We start from the raw sequence: 20,935 nt of genomic DNA on the forward strand, positions 1-20,935 counted from the left end.
CCGTTTGGCAGTTGCCGGTGGGCAGGTTGCAGTTTTAAATACCAGTGAACAAATGAACTATTGAACCAATGAACCAAAATTATAGCAATACCCGCGCAACCCTGGCCATTGCCAAAGCCAGTTTCCGTTCTATTTTACGCAGCCCGTCGGCGGTGGTGTTTAGTTTGGCTTTCCCGCTGATATTTATATTGGTGTTTGCCAATATTGGCGGCGGCGGCATGTCTATAGACGTGGGCGTAAGCAAAGGCTGCGATACGCTTAACCCGGTTTATAAGGCACTTGCCCAAACTAAGATCGTCCATTTGATAAAAGATCAAACGGCTGATGAGATCAACAAGAACCTGGCAAAGGGTAGCATAGATGCAATCATCAACGTTGGGCCGTTCACGCCGATGAAACCAATCGACATGAGCGTGCAATACAGCCATGCATCGGGCGATAAGGGCGGGGTGTTAAAATCGGTGTTGAATAATATTTTTTACAGGTTCCAGTCCGAGCAGCTGAGCAAGATAAAAGCCTACTCTGGCATCAAAATACCGGATGCCGTGAACCTGAAAGAAACAGTAGTTACCGGCCGCGAGTACAAATACATCGATTTTATATTACCGGGTCAGTTGGGTTTCTCATTGCTAAGCAGCGGCGTGTTTGGTACGGCATTCGTGTTCATTGGTTTGAGGTTAACGCTGGTTATTAAACGCTTTTTTGCTACCCCGGTTAAGCGCTACAGCATTGTACTGGGCGAGGCTTTAGCACGGATCGTGTTCTCGTTACTGGGCGCATTGTTTATTATTATGGTGGGGCACTTCGCTTTCGGCTTTACGCTCATCCACGGGGTGGTCACGGTGCTTAATATGCTGGTGCTTTGCGCTATCGGGCTTGTCATATTTATGGGGTTCGGCTTTACCATATCGGGCATCGCCAAAAACGAAAGCACCGTACCGCCGTTGTCAAATATCATTACGTTACCGCAGTTCCTGCTGTCGGGCACATTTTTTTCGATAACAGCATTTCCAAAATGGCTGCAATATGTAAGTAACGCCCTGCCATTAACCCACTTAAATAACGCCATGCGCAAGGTAGCTTTTGAAGGTGCCGGCCTTGGCGATGTTACCCACCAGCTTTTTATCCTGCTGATATGGGGCGTAATAGTTTATGCCGTAGCGGTTAAAACCTTTAAGTGGGAATAGGGGGAGATTCAAGACTAATAGAACCAAGAAACAAGACAAAAAGAAATAATGTAGTTACCGTTATTTCGCGTATCTTTTTGTTTAGTCTTTTATTTGTATCAGGTACTTTTTGGCTTTCTTATTTTCTTCGGGCTGTTCTGTGAAAGATCTTGCGTAATCGATCTTATCGGCAGGGAATGTTTTGCCTAATATTGGCTCAGCCTGATCTATGCTGTACGTTTTATCTTTTATCTGAAAAGTAAACTGATATGCGCAACCTTTTAATTCGGCCATATCGATAATGGGCTTCTGGAAGTTAAATTTAAAGGGAATGGTATATTTTACATCTACTGGTATTCCATTTTGTATCCCAGGCTTCCATGATGGCGATTGCGCTATTATCGAAGCTATTTCGTTTTCCAACCCTAAGCCGCTATTGCTTATTGGATTTATATCCGTTAGTTTCCCTCTTTTATCAACAGTAAAGCCAACCACGATGCGTCCTGTAAAACCAAATAGTGCTGTAAGCTGTGGTATTTCCAGATGGTTTGCTACATAGGTATTAAAACGATCCATCCCACCCGGAAATGACGGTGATTGCTCAACTGCCCTAAAAGTGCTTTCTTGTTCCAAAGCAACCGTAGCGCTATCCTTTTTGGGTTCGGGTATATCAGGCACCTCTTGTGCGAACGCAAATCCGGTAAGCAATACAAAAACAACGGTTACTAAAGGGAATTTCATAGGGCTAAGATAACGCAAACCCGCAACATTTTAGCTTTATACACCCACTTGAGTTTCTTAACATTAAATTAACATGAAGGTTAATTCTTAACATATTAATAATATTAACACTTGTTTAGTTAACACGTAGATAACAATCAGGAAATACATTTGTATTAAATCAATATTAAAAAAATGTTAAAAAATATCTCACACTTAACACTACTGCTTGTTATTTTAACAGTTTGTTCATTTAAAGTTAACGCACAAGATTCAAAAACGGGTACCTGGGGGATCGTAACCGTGGTAATGCCGGGCGATAGCGTTCATAAATGGGGCGGTTACAGCGAGTTCCAGGCGCGTACAAATGGCGCGGGGTTTAGCCAGTTCCAGTATTACGAAGCTAAGGCGGGCGTGAGTTACGATATCGATAAAAACTTTACCGCCTTATTGGGTACAGGTACTTATCATACTTACGATTATTTTGATGTGGATAAAGGCCCGCTTACCAACGAGTTTAGGGTTTGGGAGCAGATGACTATCAACCAATTCCTTACCCCGCTAAAATTTGAGCACCGTTACCGGGTAGAGCAGCGCTGGGTGAACGGCGACTACCGCAACAGGTTCCGTTATCGTTTAAATATGTTTGTACCGCTAAACAATAAAAAGATAGTGGCTAAAACCTGGTTTATATCAGTGTTCGACGAGATCTTCTTCAACAATAAAGCACCCAACTTCGAGCGTAACCGGGTATCTGCATCTTTAGGTTACCAGTTTGATAAGAAATGGATAGTACAGGCAGGTTGGATAAATCAGCGCAATTATACCACTGTTACCAGCAGTGCAAAAAGCAATATGATGCTAACCCTGATGTACCGTATAAACCGTAAAAATAGCGTGGAGCATGAGCGCCTGCCTACCACAAACGATTAATAATCATTACAAATGCAAAATTTGCGTTGCTATTTCCTGTTTTTGGACTTAACTTAGCCGACCAAATTAGTATAGTATATCACTCAAAATTCGACAATAAAAACTATGAGCTTAATAATTGCTGTCCATGCGCGCCAGATACTTGATTCGCGCGGTAACCCTACGATAGAAGTAGATGTAATTACAGAAAATGGTGTGCTTGGCCGCGCTGCAGTACCATCAGGTGCATCAACCGGTATCCACGAGGCTGTTGAGCTTCGTGATGATGACAAAGCCGTTTACATGGGTAAAGGTGTTTTAAAAGCCGTTGACAATGTAAACAACATAATTGCCGATGAATTAAAAGGTGTTGATGTATTTGAACAAAATGCTGTTGATGCTATCATGATAGCGCTTGACGGTACCGAAAATAAAGGTAAACTGGGCGCTAACGCTATCCTGGGTGTTTCTTTGGCAGTTGCTAAAGCAGCAGCACAAGAAAGCCGCCAGCCTTTATACCGCTACATTGGTGGTGTTAACGCTAACACGCTTCCTATCCCAATGATGAACATCGTTAACGGTGGTTCTCACTCAGATGCGCCTATCGCGTTCCAGGAATTTATGATAATGCCGGTTGGCGCTTCATCTTTCTCTGAAGCTTTGCGTTGGGGTACCGAAGTATTCCACAACCTTAAGAAAATATTACATGACAGGGGCCTGTCTACAGCAGTAGGCGACGAGGGTGGCTTTGCACCTAAGTTTGAAGGTACCGAAGATGGCGTTGAAACCATTTTGCAGGCTATTGAAAAAGCCGGTTACACACCGGGTGTTGATATTTGCCTTGCGTTTGACTGTGCCGCTTCTGAGTTTTACAAAGACGGTAAATACGATTACACAAAATTTGAAGGCGAAAAAGGTGCTATCCGTACCAGCGCCGAGCAGGCAGATTACCTTGCATCACTTGCAGCTAAATACCCTATCATTTCTATTGAAGATGGTATGGGCGAGGATGACTGGGATGGCTGGAAATTACTAACCGAGAAAATTGGTGATAAGGTACAGTTAGTAGGTGATGATTTGTTTGTAACCAACGTAAAACGTTTACAACAAGGTATTTCTACCCATACGGCTAACTCTATCCTGGTAAAAGTTAACCAAATAGGTTCGTTAACAGAAACTATCAACGCGGTTACTTTAGCACAAACCAACGGTTACACATCTGTAATGAGCCACCGTAGCGGCGAAACTGAAGACGTTACCATTGCCGACCTTGCCGTTGCCCTTAACTGTGGCCAGATCAAAACCGGTTCTGCATCACGATCTGACAGGATAGCTAAATACAACCAATTGCTACGTATCGAAGAAGAACTGGGCGAAGCAGCACGTTTTATTGGTAAGGATTTTAAATATTACAATAAGAAATAATTTGCCCTTAACCCTAAAGGGGGGCAGGATTTAATATTTAAAGCCGGTTAAGTAATTGACCGGCTTTTTTGTTGCACAACGTTTCCGTCACTGAATAAATTCGGCATCTCACATGCAGGGTCGATAGTTTACGTAGTGGTTAAATTGTCCTGAAAAATCCTGAAACAGGTTTAGGATGATGGTTGACACACAAAAAAACGCCCCTCCGATTTCGGAGGGGCGTTTTTAATATATTAATTGTTGTTTTGGCTATTATCTGCCGCCTGCAGGTGCTGCACCGCCACCGTTTTGGTCGCCACCTTGTATCTGGTCGTCGTTATTAACACCTTTCTTTTTCTGGGTAGGGTTTGGTGCTTTAAAGCTTATTTTACCAAAGCTGTAGCTAAACGTTATACCGAAAGATTGGAAAGGGAACTGGGTTTTCGAGACCTGGGTAAATGTTGGGCTCGAGATATTTTGGTTAAACGATTTATTAACTGCAAATGGCTGTACGGTATTGAAACCGATAGAGGCCTTTTTATCCAGAAATTGCTTCTTAATACCGAAGGCATAGATACCAAATGCCGGGCTGCTACCTTGTATGGTCCTGCGGGCCGAGTTGGTGAAACCAAATGCCTCTACAATAAAGTTTTTAGGCAAGGTAAGCTGCGCGCTACCAAACATGGTAGATACCAGGCGGGTTTTTAAAGCATCCGCGCTAACAAAGCCCGTATATGCATCGTAAACCGTTGGGTTATAAGTAAACACGTTGATACTACCACGAATGGTTAAGGCCTTAATAGGGTTTATCGAACCAAAAAAACTGCCACCAATTGAATTGTTTGATGCAACGTTATTTTGTACGGTACGGTTAACCACAATGCCGTTATCTGTGATTGGGGTTGCAATACCTTCTATCAGGTCGCGGGTGTTTTTGTAATAAACCGAGAAGTTTAACACCGATGATTTAACAAAGGCGTTGTAATTTAACTCAACAGTTTGCGAAACCTCTGGCGCAAGGTTGGGGTTACCAACGCTTTGGCTTTGTTGCTGGCTACGGTTAATAAACGGATTTAATACCTGTAAGCTTGGGCGTTGGATACGTTTGCTGTACGATAATTTAAACGTATTAGCACCCATAACCTTTTGTAAGGTTAAACTTGGGATGTACGTGTTATAGCTCGCAGTAAATGGCTGTAAAGCCTGTGAGTTAGTGCCCGGCGTTGCGTAAGGAGTTTGCGGGTCGCCGGTTATTTGCGTGTTTTCATAACGGAAGCCCGCTAATATGGAGTAGTTCTTAGGCAAGCTTACAGTAAACACACTATAACCCGCATATACATTTTGATCGTAGTTGTACAAGTTAGAGTTCTCGGTATCTAAAACAGGGTTAACACCAACCGGGTTATCTGATAATATATCGTCGTTTTGCACGGTATATATGTCGTAAACACTGTTTATGCGCCTTTGGATGGTTTTACCGCCTGCCTCCAATTTTAAGGTTTTGCTGATAGGGTTGGTATAATCGGCTTGCGCGGTGTACTCATTGTTTTTACCATTGTTGCTGCCTTTTTGGCTATCATAACGCAGACTAAACAAGTTAAGGTAATCAGATTTAACAATGCTATGGCTCCACTGGCCCGAAACTACTATCTCATGGCCTTCTTTTTTAAATTTATGGGTGTAATCAATATTCCAGTCGAAGCCGCTGAACTTGTTTTTTGAACTTGTTTTGCCGAAATAATCTATAATTGCACCGTTTTCAAAATGGTAGTTGCCACCACCGTTAGCATCAAAACCACCATCGTTTAAGGTAAGGGTACTGTTAATGCTGTTGAAGCCGTTAAATTCGTAACCGGCAGATAATGATCCTCTTAAACCGTGGCGTTTAATTTCGTTTTGTGTGCTGCTTGTGTTGTGTTGGGTACTGCCGTTAAGGGTTAAAGTTTGGTCGAACATCGAACTTGATATTTGCGGCCAGGTAAGGTTACCACCCACATTAGCCGAAAAATTGAAACGGTTTTTGTTATAGTTTAAGTTAACGTTACCGTTGTTTTGCCGTGTGCCAACACCACCGCTTACACCACCGCTAATGCCAGATGCATTTTTGGTTTTGGTAATGATGTTGATGATACCACCAGAGCCCTCAGCATCATACTTAGCCGACGGAGAAGTTAAAACTTCGATGCTTTTGATTTGATCGGCAGGGATGGTTTTTAATACATCGCTTAAGCTTGCTGATGTTGCACCCGATGGTTTACCGTTGATAAGCACACGCACGTTTTGATCGCCACGCAAGGCTACGTTACCGTTCATGTCAACAGATACCAATGGTACTTTTTGCAATACATCTGTAGCGTTACCGCCTGCTGCGGTAAGGTCTTTTTCGGCGTTGTAAACTATCCTGTCAATCTTGTTTTCGATAAGTGATTGCTGGCCTACCACCTGTACTTCTTTTAATGATTTTGCACTTGGCGCAATAATCAACTGGCCCATATTGTTGTCCGGTTTTGAAGCCGTAGTTTCAACAGGGTCGTAAGTTTTGGTTGGGTAACCGATAAACGATACCGTAATTTTGTATTTACCTGCACGAACGTTATCCAGCCTAAAGTTTCCTTTTTCATCTGTTAACACACCGTTTATTGGCGCTTTTGCACCGCTTTTAAAGATGCTGATGGTAGCATAATCAACCGGTTTTTTGGTAAGTGAATCTATCACCGTACCAGAGATCTTACCGATGATATTTGAGCCGCCACCACCACCAACCCCAAATTGGGCTTTGGCTGATATTGAGGCACATATAACTAATAAAAGTAAAAGTATTCGTTTCATATTTGAGAAATATTAGGGCGTTTTTATAATTGGAGGCGAAAATGCCAAAAATGTTACAGGCAGTTATCGGTTTAATGTAAAATATGTATCACTGTAATGTACATGTTACACTATGGTAGAGCAAAAAGCCCCTGCGCGTGTGCTTATTAAAGCATCAATGCACAGGGGCTGTAATTATTTAAGGTAATTAGATAACGATATTTACAATACGGCCTTTAACCACAATTACCTTTTTAGGGGCCTTGCCGTTAAGCTGTTTTTGTACGTCGGCGTTAGCCAATACAGCGGCTTCTATATCAGATTGCTCCAGAGTTAACGACAGGCTGATATTTGTACGCACCTTGCCGTTAAATGATATAGGGTAGCTAAACTCATCCTCAACCAAATAGGCCGGGTTAAATTTAGGATATGCCGCGGTTGAGATACTGCCTGCGGGGTTACCCAACATCACCCAAAGTTCCTCGCAAATATGCGGGGCGTAGGGGGCAAGGGTGATAACCAACTCCTGCAGTATAGCGCGTTTGTTGCACTTCAGGTCAGTCAGTTCGTTAACGGCTATCATAAAGCTGGATACGGATGTATTGAAAGAGAATCGCTCTATATCCTGCTCCACCTTTTGGATGATCTTGTGCAGTGATTTCAGCTCTGCTTTATTAGGTACTTCGTTGCTCACCGTAAAGTTCCATTCCGCATCATGGAATAACCTCCAAAATTTACGAAGGAACTTAAATACACCCTCTATACCATTGGTATTCCACGGTTTGCTTTGCTCCAGCGGGCCAAGGAACATCTCGTACATGCGCAAAGTATCTGCACCGTAACGGCTTATCAGGTCGTCCGGGTTAACCACGTTGAATTTGGACTTGGACATCTTTTCAACTTCTACACCGCAGATGTATTTGCCGTTCTCCAGTATAAATTCCGCGTTAGCAAACTCCGAGCGAAATTCTTTAAATTTATTCAGGTTTAAAACTTCATTCTCTACAATATTTACATCAACATGTAGCGGCGAAGTTTTATATTCTTTTATCAAACCGTGCGATACAAATGTGTTGGTGCCTTTACCTTCATCGTCAATTAAACGATATACAAAGTTACTTCTACCCTGTATCATTCCCTGGTTGATCAGTTTTTTGAAAGGCTCTTCCTCAACAACTAAATCCAGATCCTTCAAAAACTTGTTCCAAAAACGACTGTATAACAGGTGACCGGTGGCATGTTCGCTGCCGCCGATGTACAAGTCAACATCTTTCCAGTATTCAATCGCTTCGCGCGATGCAAACTCTTTGTCGTTGTTGGCGTCCATGTAGCGGTACCAGTACCAGCTGCTGCCCGCCCAACCCGGCATTGTGCTTAGTTCGTAAGCATAAGTAGCTTCCTCTTGGTTTTTATCTCTTGATTCCTGGGGCTTGTAACTCCAATCTGTAGCCCTTCCCAAAGGTGGCTCGCCACTTTCTGTCGGCAGGTATTTATCAATCTCGGGTAATAACAATGGCAGGTGCTGCTCTTCAATTAAATAGGGCAGGTTGCCTTTAAAATATACGGGCACAGGCTCGCCCCAATATCGCTGGCGGCCAAAAATGGCGTCGCGCATCCTGAAATTCACCTTTGCTTTACCCAAGCCCAATTCATCAAGCTTCGCAACTACCGCTGCGGTTGCTTCCTTGTAGCCAAGGCCATTAATAAAATCGCTGTTGATGTATTTACCTTCCTTGGTGGGGTCGGCTTCTGCTTCAATATTTTGGATATCAATGATCGGGATGATTGGCAAATTGAAATGCTTAGCGAACAAAAAGTCGCGCTGGTCGCCGCTGGGTACGGCCATAACCGCGCCTGTCCCATATCCTGCCAAAACGTAATCAGCTATCCATACAGGGATCTGTGTACCGTTAAGCGGGTTGGTTACATAGCTTCCCGTAAACGCGCCCGATACGGTTTTGGTATCGGCCATACGGTCAAGTTCGCTTTTCTTTTTGGTTTGGGTGATGTATGCATCAATATCGGTCTTTTGCCCGGGAGTGGTCAACGCTGCAACCAACTCATGCTCGGGCGCTATCACCAAAAAGCTCACTCCAAAAACAGTATCAACGCGGGTGGTGAAAACTTCTATGTAATGAGCCCCCTCTAAATCTCCCCCGTTAGGGGAGACTTTCTTGCCTGCTCCCTCTCCTTCGGAGAGGGCTGGGGAGAGGCTTATCGGGAACCTTACGCTCGCTCCCACGCTTTTGCCTATCCAGTTGCGCTGCATTTCTTTAAGGGGCTCGGGCCAGTCAATATGGTCAAGGCCTGTTAATAAGCGCTGGGCATACGCGGTAATTCGCATGCTCCACTGCATCATTTTCTTTTGCTCAACAGGGTAGCCGCCGCGCTCGCTAAAGCCGTCTTTTACTTCGTCGTTAGCCAATACGGTACCGAGGGCAGGGCACCAGTTAACGGTGCTTTCGCGCAGGTAGGTTAGGCGGTATTTCAATAACTCTGCCTGTTGTTCCTGCTTGTTAAAGGCTTTCCAGTCATCAGCGGTAAATGTTAAGGTCTCATCATCGCAAACGGCATTAATACCTGCCGAGCCGTTATTTTCAAAATGCTCAACCAGTTTGGCAATGCTTTGCGCTTTATCGGCATCTTTATCGTAATAGCTATTGAATAGCTGCATAAAGATCCACTGCGTCCATTTATAGTAATCGGCCGAACTGGTGCGTACCTCGCGGTCCCAGTCGAACGAAAAACCAATCTGGTCCAGCTGGCGGCGGTAAGTAGCGATGTTAGCTTCGGTAGTTACAGATGGGTGCTGCCCGGTTTGTATAGCGTACTGCTCGGCGGGTAACCCAAAGCTATCATACCCCATAGGGTGCAACACGTTAAAGCCTTTTAAGCGTTTGTACCGTGCAAAAATATCGGAGGCAATATAACCCAGCGGGTGGCCAACATGCAGCCCCGCGCCCGATGGGTAGGGGAACATATCCAGCACATAATACTTGGGTTTATTGGTGGTATTTTCGGCCCTGAAGGTTTTATGCTCTGCCCAAAACTGCTGCCACTTTTGCTCTATATCTTTAAATTGATAATCCATTTGTTTATTTACCGTATTGAGGTTGCGAAAATAGTAAAAACTGCTTTAACATCAGCGTTTATAGGTGATTTTCAATAAAGTCTATATATTATATAGGTTAACATTAAAGTTGGCGGGCTCTTTTATAAGCACTATTTTCGGCATTGAATGATACAGCGGTTTAAAGATAAAGACATGCAAGTGGTAATAGGGTGGGTACTGCGTACCGGCGTTTTTATTTCTATGGCAGTAGTTTTTATTGGAGGTGTTATCTATTTGAAACGCCACGGACAAAGCATTGCCAATTACCACAAATTTGTAGGCGTGCCCGATTTTATCCATAGCCCCGGGGGCATCATCAACGGTATCATCAATTTACGGGGCAGGGCCATCATCCAGGCCGGGATAGTACTGCTAATAGCTACGCCCATAGTAAGGGTTATGTTTAGCGCTGTTGGGTTCATCCTGGAGAAAGATCATTTGTATACTGCCATCACTTTCATCGTACTCCTTATAATTATCATCAGCGCTTTTAGCGGGCACGCAGGTTAATTTTCTAAAACCATTTTTGCTTTGCCCTGCTTTTATAATATGCGCAGGCGGAAGGTACAGTCATCAGCACTACAAAGTATAGGGTATGATCCCGAACAACAGATCCTCGAACTGGAGTTTAGGGATAACGGAGGCGTATGGCAATATTTTAATTTTAAGCCGGCATCCTACAAAAAGTTTGTAAACGCCGAATCGCTGGGCAACTTTTTTGTGACCCGTATAAAAGGAAAGTACCCCAAAGAAAAGGTGGATTTTATTGAGTGATTTTCATGCGGTTTTGCTCATCCTCGTTACCGGTAACGTGCCTTGCCGCGCCTTTTAGAGTTGTTTTGCCAAAGCGGTAGCTAAAGTTTAAATAAACCTTTCGGTATTCCCGCCTGTCTAAAATATTAATGTTAACATTTTGGTAGTTGATAGAAACCTTATCCCTGTTTGTTTTGAATATATCGGTACCCGTTAAACTTAGCCTGCCCATTTTGTTAAATATTTGCTTGCTAATACCTGCGTCTACATAGCCTGCAGGCCTAATCTGCTTTATACCATAAAACGTAGCGGTTTCAAATTGGCCCGTTAATTGCGCGGCAAACCCACCCGGCAATGTGAAGGTTTGGGTAGAGGAAATTATCACATCTGCTGTGCCTTTGTTAAGGTTGCCATAATCTGCATAAGCAACGTAGCGTTGGTACGATGCATCAATGTCATAATTACTGGCCCACCAGCTATTGAATTTTATGGGTGTGTTGATGTTAATGCCATAAGTATAAACCCTGCCCAGGTTAACATCGGCACTCAGGCTTAACTTGCTGGCATCGTCTTGCCCGTAAAAAGGGAATGTTGCACCTGTTGTAAGGTCGGCACGTAAGGTTGTAACCGTTTCGCTGTTATACGTGTGGCTAAGCTGAATGGTATTATGATACTCGGGTTTCAAATAAGGGTTACCGGCTTGGTAGGTGTACAGATCAACAAAATACAAAAAAGGGTTCAATTTATCATATCCCGGCCTTGTTATGCCCCTTGTTAAGTTTAAGGCAAATTCGTTTTTGTCGTTATAGCGGTAATTTAATAGTGCTGTAGGGAACAAGTTAAAATACTTACGTGTAGTTACTTCATTAGTGGTAACCGAGTTACTTACATTCTTTGTGTATTCGACACGCAGGCCACCATCAAAATCAAACTTGCCAAATTTGGTTGTGTAGTTAACATAAGCCGCCCCAATTTTTTCGTTAAAAAGGAAATGGTTACTAAAAGTAGTATTAACTGTATATCTGCCGTTAACCTGCGGGCCAAATACCAGGTTATTATCGGTATTAGTATAGCTATATTTTAGCCCTGCATCAAGTTTGCTCCCTTTAGCTAAAGGGTTGGTAAAAGCTAGTAAACCACTCCAGTTATTTATTTTTGTAGGCGATAAATTTTGCAGCAACAACGGGTCGCGGTAAGCAAAACCGTTCTCGTTGGCAAAGGTGTTGGTGATGTACTCGTCAGAGTGGCGTTTAGATCTGCTGTATGTAGCACTGGCGTTTATTTTTCGGCCTGCTTTATCAAGTTTACCCGTATAATTTAGGTTGTAATTGATGTTGCTTATATTCCTGTCTATCTGTGAGTGGGAAACAATGGTAGAATCAAATACGCCGTTGTTGTAGATCTTTAGCGTGTTGTATTTATCAATATTGTTATTGTTTACAATCCCGTTTATTAAAAAGCCAATACTTTGGTTTGGCGACAGGAAGAAATCTGTCCCCAGCCTAAAATTATGGTTAAGCGATTCGGTAATACTTTTATAAGTCGTATTGTAATTACTTTCGACACCCGCGTAGTTAATGGTGCGGTTGGTATATACATCTCTCCATGTCTTGTTCGCAATTACACTGTAACTGCCAAAAATATTATAGCTTGTTGTGCGGTGGTTTAGGCTAATACCCGTGCTTCCTTTATAGTATTTGCCATACCCAGCGGATGCATTGAAAGTGCCGTTTGTACCGATGTTTGTCCCTTTTTTATAAATGATATTGATGATGCCGCCGCCTGCAGCATCATATTTTGCAGAACCTCCCTTGATCACTTCTATCCGGTCGATGTTGCTACCTTGTGTGCTTTTAAGCAACGCTGCCAGATCGGCGCCGTTAAGATTGGTAGCTTTGCCATCTACCATTACCAGGGCATCCTGGCGGCCATTAACGCTTACGTTGTCATTATTATCAACACGTACCCCCGGCGACTGCCTTAAAATTTCTAATACAGATTGCCCGTCGGCAACGATGCTGGCCGATGGGTTGATGATCATTTTACCCGGTTTTACCTCGATATAGGGCTTTTTGGCAACTATCGAAACTTCTTTTAACTCTTTATTAATTGATGACAGGGTGATGGAGGCGATGGTTTTATCGAGCCCGGCTGTAATTGTAAAGTTAGGGGAGTAAGCTTTTTTAAACCCAAGCCTTGTAGCGAGAACAATGTATTTGCCAGGGTTAACATACGAAAAGCGGAAACTGCCGGTATTGCCAACAAGGGCAGACATAGCCACGGATGAGTCGGGCAGGTTTAATAGAATAACCGTGGCAGCTTGGGCCGGTTGGTTATTTTGTATTAAAACATTACCGCTTATAGTTGAAGAACCCGTTTGGGCATAACAAAAACTAAATAGACTTGACAGGAGAGCTGCAAATAAGCACCCGAATTTAACCCTCATTAATATACCTTGTAGAAATGTTGCTTATAGTATCTAATTTAAAGCCTTAAATATAACAACAATTTTACAATGGAAAATAATCTATTATTGCTTTTTACGACTTTATACTATTAAATGTTGCTTTAAGTTATTAGTATAAAAGTAAATCCTTTCTATTTATTAATTTCGCCACAGACAATTAGCACACCACATGAAGAAAATATACCTGATAGCGTTTGTTTTATTATTTGCAGCACGCCTTAAGGCCCAAGAGCCTGCAAATTACGCGGCAGTTGCCAATAAATTTAAACAATTTTATAACAGTAACCAGCCCGATAGCATCTTTACCATGTTTAGCCCTGAAATGAAGGCAAGCTTACCGTTAGATAAGTTTAAACCAACTACTGTACAGCTAAAATCGCAACTGGGTAACATCAAACAAAACACTTTTTTAAAATACAGTTCGCAATTAGCTGTTTACAAGGCCACGTTTGATAATGCCGTTTTTTTACTTAATATATCGCTTAACAGCCAAAATAAACTGACCGCTTTGTTGCTTAGCCCGTATGTGGAGGAAGCTAAATCAATAGCCATGGACGCCTCTCTAAAGGAGTCTCCTGTGCTGCTTAAAACCTTTTCGGGTTCTATTTCTGGTACTTTAACCACGCCGCCAAATGCACAAGGTAAAATACCGGTGGTAATTATCATTGCAGGATCTGGCCCTACAGACCGAGACGGTAACAGCCCTAAACTTGGCCTTAATGGCAATACCTATAAAATGCTGGCAAACGAGCTTGGTAAAAATGGCATAGCCAGCCTGCGTTATGATAAACGCCTGGTGGGGCAAAGTGTAACTACTACTAAAGAAAAGCAACTGCGCTTTGAAGACTATGTGGATGATGCCGTAGGCCTGGTGAATTTGTTGAACGAAGATCAGCGCTTTTCTAAAGTGATCGTTTTGGGCCATAGCGAAGGTTCGTTAGTAGGGATGCTGGCTATTCGCGATCAGCCGGTTAGAGGTTACATCTCAGTTGCGGGTGCAGGCCGCTCGGCAGATATTGTGGTAACTGAACAAATGAAGGCTTACCCTAAATTTATCCAGGATAACTTTAAAACAATGCTGGATAGCTTGAAAAAAGGAAAGTTTACGGATAACATCGACCCGAAGCTTTACCCAATAGCCAGGCCGGATATCCAGCCTTACCTATTATCATGGTTCAGGTACTCGCCAGCCCGAGAGATTAAAAAAGTAAAAATACCGGTACTGATCGTACAGGGGACTACAGATATCCAGGTACCGGCCACTGATGCCGACCTTTTGAAAAAAGCAAAATCGGACGCGGTGTTATTGATGATCCCAAATATGAACCATGTTTTAAAAGAGGCCCCGGCAGATAAGGAACAAAATGCGGCTACGTATAGCAAACCTGACCTTCCCCTGAAACCCGAACTTGTTACCGGGATAGTAAATTTTATAAAGGGATTGAAATAGATGTGTAAATGTACGGATATCCAGATGTGCAAATGAGTTCATCTGCATATTTGCACATCTGAAATCTACACATCCTTTAACTACTTCCAGGCGCCCAGCAACCTTCTCAACAATATAATTTCTGAGGTATGGTACGCGTTATGGTCGGCTACCTGCAGGGCTTCGCGCAAGATGCTTTGCCCATCGCCATGCGGGATATTTTTGTAAATATCGTCGCTTTTTAACAAGTTTATAAATTCGGCCCTGTCAGCATTAATCTTGTTCACGGTATTATCCCACGCGGCATCATCTTTAGGTTCGGCTTCTGTAGGCCAATAATCATCAGGCCATTTTGGCGATTGGTGGCTGCCGTCTTTACTAAACTCCAGCATATCCCACTGCGCAATGCGGATGTGCTCGGCAAGTTGCCAGATACTATAGGGTAGGTTATGGGGTTTTACGCCGCGCAATTCTTTAGGCAGGCCCGACAGTGCATCTTTCAATGTAGCATGCGCGCCACCACCTTCTATCAGTTTTATTAATTCGTTTATAAGTGTTTCGTGTTGCTGGTCCATAATGAATATGTTTGTTGTTTAACAAATTAGATACAGGTTTGATTTATATGGTTCAAAAGTTTTAAGTTTATGCACCAAAGTTAAATTGTACCATAGTGATAAAAAAACTACTATTAATGGCCCTGTATGTGGCTGCATTTACCGGTTGTAAAAAAGATGGCAACATGTCCCAGGAGTTGGGACTGAAAGATGACGCCGCCTTTTTAAGATACGAAGACCACTTTTTAGAGGAACTATGGAAGAATAACCCCGACTGGGCAACAAGCGTTGGTTATCATAAATACGATAGCCTTTTGCTGGTACCATCGGCCAAAAACCGCGACCTTGCCGTAAAGTTTGCCAAAGTGCAGATAGACTCGTTGAGCCGCTACCAGCCTAATACGCTGAGTGATCTTAACAAGATGGATAGCCGCCTGATGCAAAACGAAATGGAGAAGATCCAGTTTTACAACGAGCAGCTTAAAGCATACGAGTGGGACCCTTCATCATATAATGTTATAGGATCTTTCGCTACAATATTGAATGAAAATTATGCACCGCTAACCAAACGCCTGCGCAGTTTTTATCAAAAGATGGAAAACATCCCTGCGTATTATAAAGAGGCCGAGAAGCAAATAAAAAATCCAGTTGTTGAACTCACCCAACTTGCAATAGACCAGCACCTGGGTGGTGTTGGTGTTATTGAAAATGATTTTGCCGACTCCCTTAAAAAGACAAACATCCCCGCTGGCGAGCAGACATTAATGCTTGGCAGGGCTAAAATATCTGCGGCGGCTATTAAAGAATACGCGGCATGGTTAAAGGTATTGAAAAATGATAAGCCACGCAGCTTTAGGCTTGGTAAGCAATTCTACGAGGCAAAGTTTAAATACGAGATCCAAGCCGAGGGGACTGCTCAGCAAACTTATAACTCGGCAGTAGAGCGTAAAAGATTCTTGCACAAAGAGATGGCCAAGCTAAGCCGGGCGCTTTGGCCCAAATATTTTGGCAAGCAGCCAATCCCGAAAGATTCTTTAGAATTTATTGCCAGGGTGATAGATACGCTATCGGCTAAGCACGTTGCCCCGGGTGAGTTCCAGTCGGCAATTGAGAAAGAGATACCTAAGCTAACAGCATTTATCAGGAGTAAAGATATTGTAACGCTCGACCCTACAAAACCGTTGGTTGTACGCAAAGAACCTGCATATATGGCGGGTGTTGCCGGTGCATCGATCAGCGCGCCGGGCCCGTATGATAAGAACGGTAATACCTATTATAACGTGGGTAGCCTTTCGGGCTGGCCGGCAGAAAAAGCGGAGAGTTATCTGCGCGAATACAATGATTATATATTGCAGATCCTTTGTATCCACGAAGCAATCCCCGGCCACTATACCCAACTGGTATACGCCAACAAAGCGCCAAGTATGATCAAAGCTATCTTTGGCAATGGTGCGATGGTAGAAGGTTGGGCGGTATTTAGCGAGCAGGAAATGATGGATGCCGGCTTTGGCGATAACGCGCCGGAAATGCGCCTGATGTGGTATAAATGGCACCTGCGATCGGTTTGTAACACCATATTAGACTACAGTGTACACAGCAGCAACATGACCAAAGAGGATGCTATTAAAATGCTAACCAAAGAGGCGTTTCAGCAACAAGCTGAGGCCGAAGGCAAATGGAAACGTGTTAGCGTGAGCAATATACAGCTAACGAGTTACTATACTGGTTACAAAGAAATAAACGCGCTGCACGAGGAGTGGAAGAAAAAGAAAGCGGACAAATACAAGCTGAAAGAGTTTAACGAGAAATTCCTGAGCTATGGCAGCGCCCCGGTTAAATACATTAAAGAGGCAATGTTTGCTATACCCAAGATAGACCCAAAAGGGAATAATTAGATGAGAAGATGTGCGAATATGCGAATTTGCAGATTTGGATAAAACAAATACTGGCGTAAGCTAAAAGCTTGCACATGTTTTCAAACAAGTTACGCTATGCTTAACTTGCGCGAGCGGAAATTTTACTTTTTCATACTGAGTGATAGCGAAGCATCTATTAACAAACTTTGCATAAACGATTGTCAAGTCGGCGATTAGATGCTTCAAATCGTTCAGCATGACGAACGAGAGATAAGCGCGATGGTGTTATTTATCTACACATCTGCATATCCACGCATTTGCACATCTATTTTTTCTTCTCGTGTACAATAACAAATACGTCTTCGTTATCTTTTTTCATGAGATACTTTTCGCGGGCGAATTTCTCGAGCTTGACTTTATCGGAGGTAAGTTCGGATAGGTCTTTGTTAACCTTGTCAGTTTCAGCCTGGTAAAAAGCCTCTTCTTGCTTTAACTTGTTGAGTTGCTGGTGATAATCGTACTGAGAGAACAGGTCGTTCTTGTCAAAAAAGGTCATCCACACTACAAAAGCCACCGTAACCAGGAAGAATTTGTTCTTGATAAGGTTTAAAAGGCGTCTCATTTGTGTCGGTTCGATTTTCACTTTAAAGCTATTTAATTTCTTTTGAGGTTGCAAATATGGTTATTAACATCCTAACATAAAAATTTTATGATAGATGATCGCATGGAAAAAGGCCCTAAGGAACAAGTAAGAATTTAATCGTTTTTCGACTTTAAACCACCTAAAAACGACAGTTGAACGCAAAAAACAGAAGGTTGCTTACCGAAAAAAAAGCAATAAAAAGAGGATAGAGATTAAGTAAATCCTAATCTCTATCCTCCAATCTCTAACCTTCGGCCCGGATTATCTCCGGCCCGATGATGACCTGCTGGCGCCGCTCATACCGCTGGAACCGCCACGGCTGTTGGTTGCACCGCCGCTACCGCGATGGCCTGCCGGCCTGCCGCCTGCACCGGCCCTTTTGTTGCCGCCACCATGCCTGCCACCTGCCGAAGCCGGGCTTTTTGGTGTGCCGTTTTTAGCTTTGCTCATCATCTTCTCCGTCATGGCTTCGTAGCTTAACGGGTAGGGATGACCAAGCTCAACGGGGATATCTTTGGCAATCAGTTTATGAATGTCTTTAAGGTAATCTATCTCTTCCTCGCCATCGCAAAACGTAAGGGCTATGCCGCTTGCACCTGCACGGCCGGTACGGCCAATACGGTGTACATACGTTTCGGGGATGTTTGGGATCTCGTAGTTAATAACGTGGGTAAGCTCGTCAATATCGATACCGCGGGCGGCAATATCGGTAGCTATAAGCACGCGGGTGGTACGGTTCTTAAAGTTAGTCAACGCGCGCTGGCGCGCGTTTTGGGACTTATTCCCGTGGATAGCCTCGGCAGTAATGCCGGCCCGAAGCAGGTCTTTAACCACCTTATCAGCACCGTGCTTGGTACGGGTAAATACCAATGCTGTTTTGATACCTTTATCCTGTAAAATATGGTTAAGCAATAAGCGCTTATCGTTTTTGCTTACGTAGTATAACGACTGCTGAATGGTATCGGCAGTTGATGATACCGGGGCAACTTCTACGCGTGCAGGTTTCTGCAGGATGCTGTCTGCCAGGTGCTGGATCTCGTTAGGCATGGTAGCGCTAAAGAAAAGCGTTTGCCTGTTGGCAGGTACTTTCGCGATGATCTTTTTAACATCGTTAACAAAACCCATGTCCAACATCCGGTCGGCCTCATCAAGGATCAGCATTTTTATCTGGTCAATGTGTACGTGGCGCTGGTTCATCAGGTCTAATAAGCGGCCCGGGGTAGCTATCAGGATATCTACACCACGGCGCAAGGCATCAACCTGTGGGTTTTGCGATACACCACCAAAAATAACCAGATTTTTAAGGCCGGTATTTTTACCATACGCAGTAAAGCTTTCGCTGATCTGGATAGCCAGTTCGCGGGTTGGCGTAAGTATAAGCGCCTTAATTTGTTTTTGCTCTTTATGTTTTTGCTTGTCCAGGAACAACAATTGTAAAATAGGGATAGCAAATGCAGCCGTTTTACCGGTACCGGTTTGGGCACAGCCCAACAGATCGCGGTGTTGTAATATATAAGGTATAGCTTGTTCTTGTATAGGGGTTGGGGTTGTATAACCCTCTGTTTTTAAGGCCCTTAATATGGGCTCAATTAAATTTAAATTTTCAAATGACATGTAATGTTTGTAATGTATATGTGCTAACGCGAAGCATTAAGCGGATCTGAAGAGTGTCTAATAAATCAAAACCGTAAATCGACGGGTAATTATCGCAAAGATACGCTTTTTATACACAAGTTGTGTTAACAGCTGTAATGTGATGAAATAGTGACGATGAGGTTGATAAGTAGAGAGTGGTTAAATGTTGAGTGGGTGCTTTTCGCAGCAACTATTGCATTTGTGGAGAAGTTATACTTCGCTTATTTGATTGCTTGTCTATTCGTAAGTAGCCTCATTATAAACCAGTTAAATTTGTTATACTTGTTTATGAAAAAAATATACTGCCTTATCCTGTTTGCCTTTATAAGTGTAAAAGGCTTTAGCCAAAGCGCTGCCAATGAGCCGAAGATAAAAGCTGCCATTGTAAATTTTTATAACGGCTTATCATCATTGGATGATGCTGCTATTGGCGCCGCGGTAACTAACGATTTTACCCTGGTAGAGCATAAAAAAATCTGGAATACCGATTCGCTGCTGAAGGCCCTGGCGCCTATGAAAGGGACAGGCGTTAAACGGGTTAATAAGCAGGAATATACTAAGATAGAGCAAAATGGCAATGTAGCATGGGCCGTTTATTACAATACCGCCGATATTACCCGCGGGGATAAAACAAGATCTTTTAAATGGCTGGAAAGCGCGTTGTTAGTTAAGGATGGCGGGAAATGGAAACTAAAGCTGCTGCATGTAACCGACTTGTAGCAAGCCGAAGTTCTCTCTCCTGTTCAAACAAGCGGTACGTATTATTCCGCTGTATGTTCTCCTGCTTCAACCAGCCCTTCCGCTTTTTTCTGCTCTTTTCTTTTCAAAAAGGCATCCAATAAGATCAGCCCGATCCCTATCATGATAGAAACATCAGCCGCGTTAAAAATGCCTGTTTGCAATGCGCCGAATTGGATGTGTATAAAATCGGTAACCGATCCTTTTGTGATCCTGTCATAAAGGTTGCCAACGCCGCCACCAATACAAAAAATGATGCCGGTAACCATAAGGTTGCTTAACCCCTTTTTGGTAAGGCTATATATTAATGCGCCAACAAGTGCTATAACGGGTAATAGGGTAAGCAGTATAAACCTGAATGGCTGCACCAGTTTATCGCCAAGGCTTAAGAACGCGCCGGTATTTTCTACCCGTAGCAGGGTAACGTGATCGTTAAAAAAGTGGTACTGGTCGTAAATGCCGATATGGGCACGCATCATGGCTTTCGTTTCCTGGTCGGCAATTACGTTCAGCGCCAGTATCACAAGGAAAAATATAATGCGAGTAGTGCCTGTTAATTTCATTGATGCGAAAATAGAAAAATATCTTCAAGCATCATTATAAGGAGTGATAGTGACGTGGTGATAATTTGATAGAACTAATCGCAGACCTTGCTATCAAAGATTGCCACGCTACGCCCATAATGGCGCATAGGTTAAACAAAAAGCCTTTCAAGTTAAACTCGAAAGGCTTTTAATC

General features: G+C 43.2%; 16 protein-coding genes. 8 read left to right on the top strand and 8 right to left on the bottom strand.

Annotated features, from left to right (window positions below):
* Positions 1-68: 68 nt before the first annotated feature.
* Positions 69-1,187, top strand: coding sequence for an ABC transporter permease (locus ABIB39_RS07370; protein WP_354428620.1), 1,119 nt, complete (start codon positions 69-71; stop codon positions 1,185-1,187).
* 81 nt (positions 1,188-1,268) lie between these two features.
* Here the strand turns inward: ABIB39_RS07370 and ABIB39_RS07375 are convergent, their stop codons facing one another.
* On the bottom strand, positions 1,269-1,907 hold the full coding sequence (locus ABIB39_RS07375; RefSeq protein WP_354428621.1) for an energy transducer TonB: 639 nt from the start codon (positions 1,905-1,907) through the stop codon (positions 1,269-1,271).
* 174 nt (positions 1,908-2,081) lie between these two features.
* On the opposite strand from ABIB39_RS07375, the gene ABIB39_RS07380 reads away from it, so the two are divergent.
* Together ABIB39_RS07380 and eno are read left to right on the top strand one after the other, a co-directional pair.
* Entirely contained in the window at positions 2,082-2,819 is a 738-nt protein-coding gene (locus ABIB39_RS07380) for a DUF2490 domain-containing protein (RefSeq protein ID WP_354428623.1), read from the top strand.
* Positions 2,820-2,924: 105 nt separating this feature from the next.
* Positions 2,925-4,223 (top strand): phosphopyruvate hydratase, encoded by a 1,299-nt coding sequence (gene eno, locus ABIB39_RS07385; protein WP_354428625.1) that lies wholly within the window; start codon positions 2,925-2,927, stop codon positions 4,221-4,223.
* 252 nt (positions 4,224-4,475) lie between these two features.
* Here eno and ABIB39_RS07390 read toward each other — a convergent pair whose 3' ends face one another.
* Complete coding sequence (locus ABIB39_RS07390; RefSeq protein ID WP_354428627.1) at positions 4,476-7,031, bottom strand: TonB-dependent receptor; 2,556 nt, start codon at positions 7,029-7,031, stop codon at positions 4,476-4,478.
* A gap of 187 nt (positions 7,032-7,218) precedes the next feature.
* Complete coding sequence (leuS, locus tag ABIB39_RS07395; RefSeq protein ID WP_354428629.1) at positions 7,219-10,101, bottom strand: leucine--tRNA ligase; 2,883 nt, start codon at positions 10,099-10,101, stop codon at positions 7,219-7,221.
* 147 nt (positions 10,102-10,248) lie between these two features.
* Here leuS and ABIB39_RS07400 point away from each other — a divergent pair, with 147 nt between their 5' ends.
* Positions 10,249-10,632, top strand: coding sequence for a DUF1634 domain-containing protein (locus tag ABIB39_RS07400; RefSeq protein ID WP_354428631.1), 384 nt, complete (start codon positions 10,249-10,251; stop codon positions 10,630-10,632).
* A 39-nt stretch (positions 10,633-10,671) separates the two neighbouring features.
* Positions 10,672-10,896, top strand: a complete 225-nt coding sequence (locus ABIB39_RS07405; protein WP_354428633.1) for a KTSC domain-containing protein — start codon at positions 10,672-10,674, stop codon at positions 10,894-10,896.
* Here the strand turns inward: ABIB39_RS07405 and ABIB39_RS07410 are convergent.
* Entirely contained in the window at positions 10,886-13,321 is a 2,436-nt protein-coding gene (locus tag ABIB39_RS07410; RefSeq protein WP_354428634.1) for an outer membrane beta-barrel protein, read from the bottom strand. The genes ABIB39_RS07405 and ABIB39_RS07410 overlap by 11 nt on opposite strands.
* A 190-nt stretch (positions 13,322-13,511) precedes the next feature.
* Between ABIB39_RS07410 and ABIB39_RS07415 the strand changes: the two genes are divergently transcribed.
* Positions 13,512-14,792: an alpha/beta fold hydrolase gene (locus ABIB39_RS07415; RefSeq protein ID WP_354428636.1), complete on the top strand. Its 1,281-nt coding sequence runs from the start codon at positions 13,512-13,514 to the stop codon at positions 14,790-14,792.
* An 80-nt stretch (positions 14,793-14,872) separates the two neighbouring features.
* On the opposite strand, the gene ABIB39_RS07420 is transcribed toward ABIB39_RS07415, so the two are convergent.
* Entirely contained in the window at positions 14,873-15,346 is a 474-nt protein-coding gene (locus tag ABIB39_RS07420) for a DinB family protein (RefSeq protein WP_354428637.1), read from the bottom strand.
* A 95-nt stretch (positions 15,347-15,441) separates the two neighbouring features.
* Between ABIB39_RS07420 and ABIB39_RS07425 the strand changes: the two genes are divergently transcribed.
* Positions 15,442-17,220, top strand: a complete 1,779-nt coding sequence (locus ABIB39_RS07425) for a DUF885 domain-containing protein (RefSeq protein ID WP_354428638.1) — start codon at positions 15,442-15,444, stop codon at positions 17,218-17,220.
* Between the two features lie 286 nt (positions 17,221-17,506).
* Here the strand turns inward: ABIB39_RS07425 and ABIB39_RS07430 are convergent, their stop codons facing one another.
* Both ABIB39_RS07430 and ABIB39_RS07435 read right to left on the bottom strand, forming a co-directional pair.
* Positions 17,507-17,803, bottom strand: coding sequence for an FtsB family cell division protein (locus ABIB39_RS07430; protein ID WP_354428639.1), 297 nt, complete (start codon positions 17,801-17,803; stop codon positions 17,507-17,509).
* Between the two features lie 282 nt (positions 17,804-18,085).
* Entirely contained in the window at positions 18,086-19,438 is a 1,353-nt protein-coding gene (locus ABIB39_RS07435) for a DEAD/DEAH box helicase (protein WP_354428641.1), read from the bottom strand.
* 309 nt (positions 19,439-19,747) lie between these two features.
* Between ABIB39_RS07435 and ABIB39_RS07440 the strand changes: the two genes are divergently transcribed.
* Positions 19,748-20,179, top strand: a complete 432-nt coding sequence (locus tag ABIB39_RS07440; RefSeq protein ID WP_354428643.1) for a nuclear transport factor 2 family protein — start codon at positions 19,748-19,750, stop codon at positions 20,177-20,179.
* 41 nt (positions 20,180-20,220) lie between these two features.
* Here ABIB39_RS07440 and lspA read toward each other — a convergent pair whose 3' ends face one another.
* On the bottom strand, positions 20,221-20,760 hold the full coding sequence (gene lspA, locus ABIB39_RS07445) for a signal peptidase II (protein ID WP_354428645.1): 540 nt from the start codon (positions 20,758-20,760) through the stop codon (positions 20,221-20,223).
* Positions 20,761-20,935: the final 175 nt, after the last annotated feature.

This window comes from Mucilaginibacter sp. UYP27, assembly GCF_040547175.1.
Classification (GTDB): Bacteria; Bacteroidota; Bacteroidia; order Sphingobacteriales; family Sphingobacteriaceae; genus Mucilaginibacter.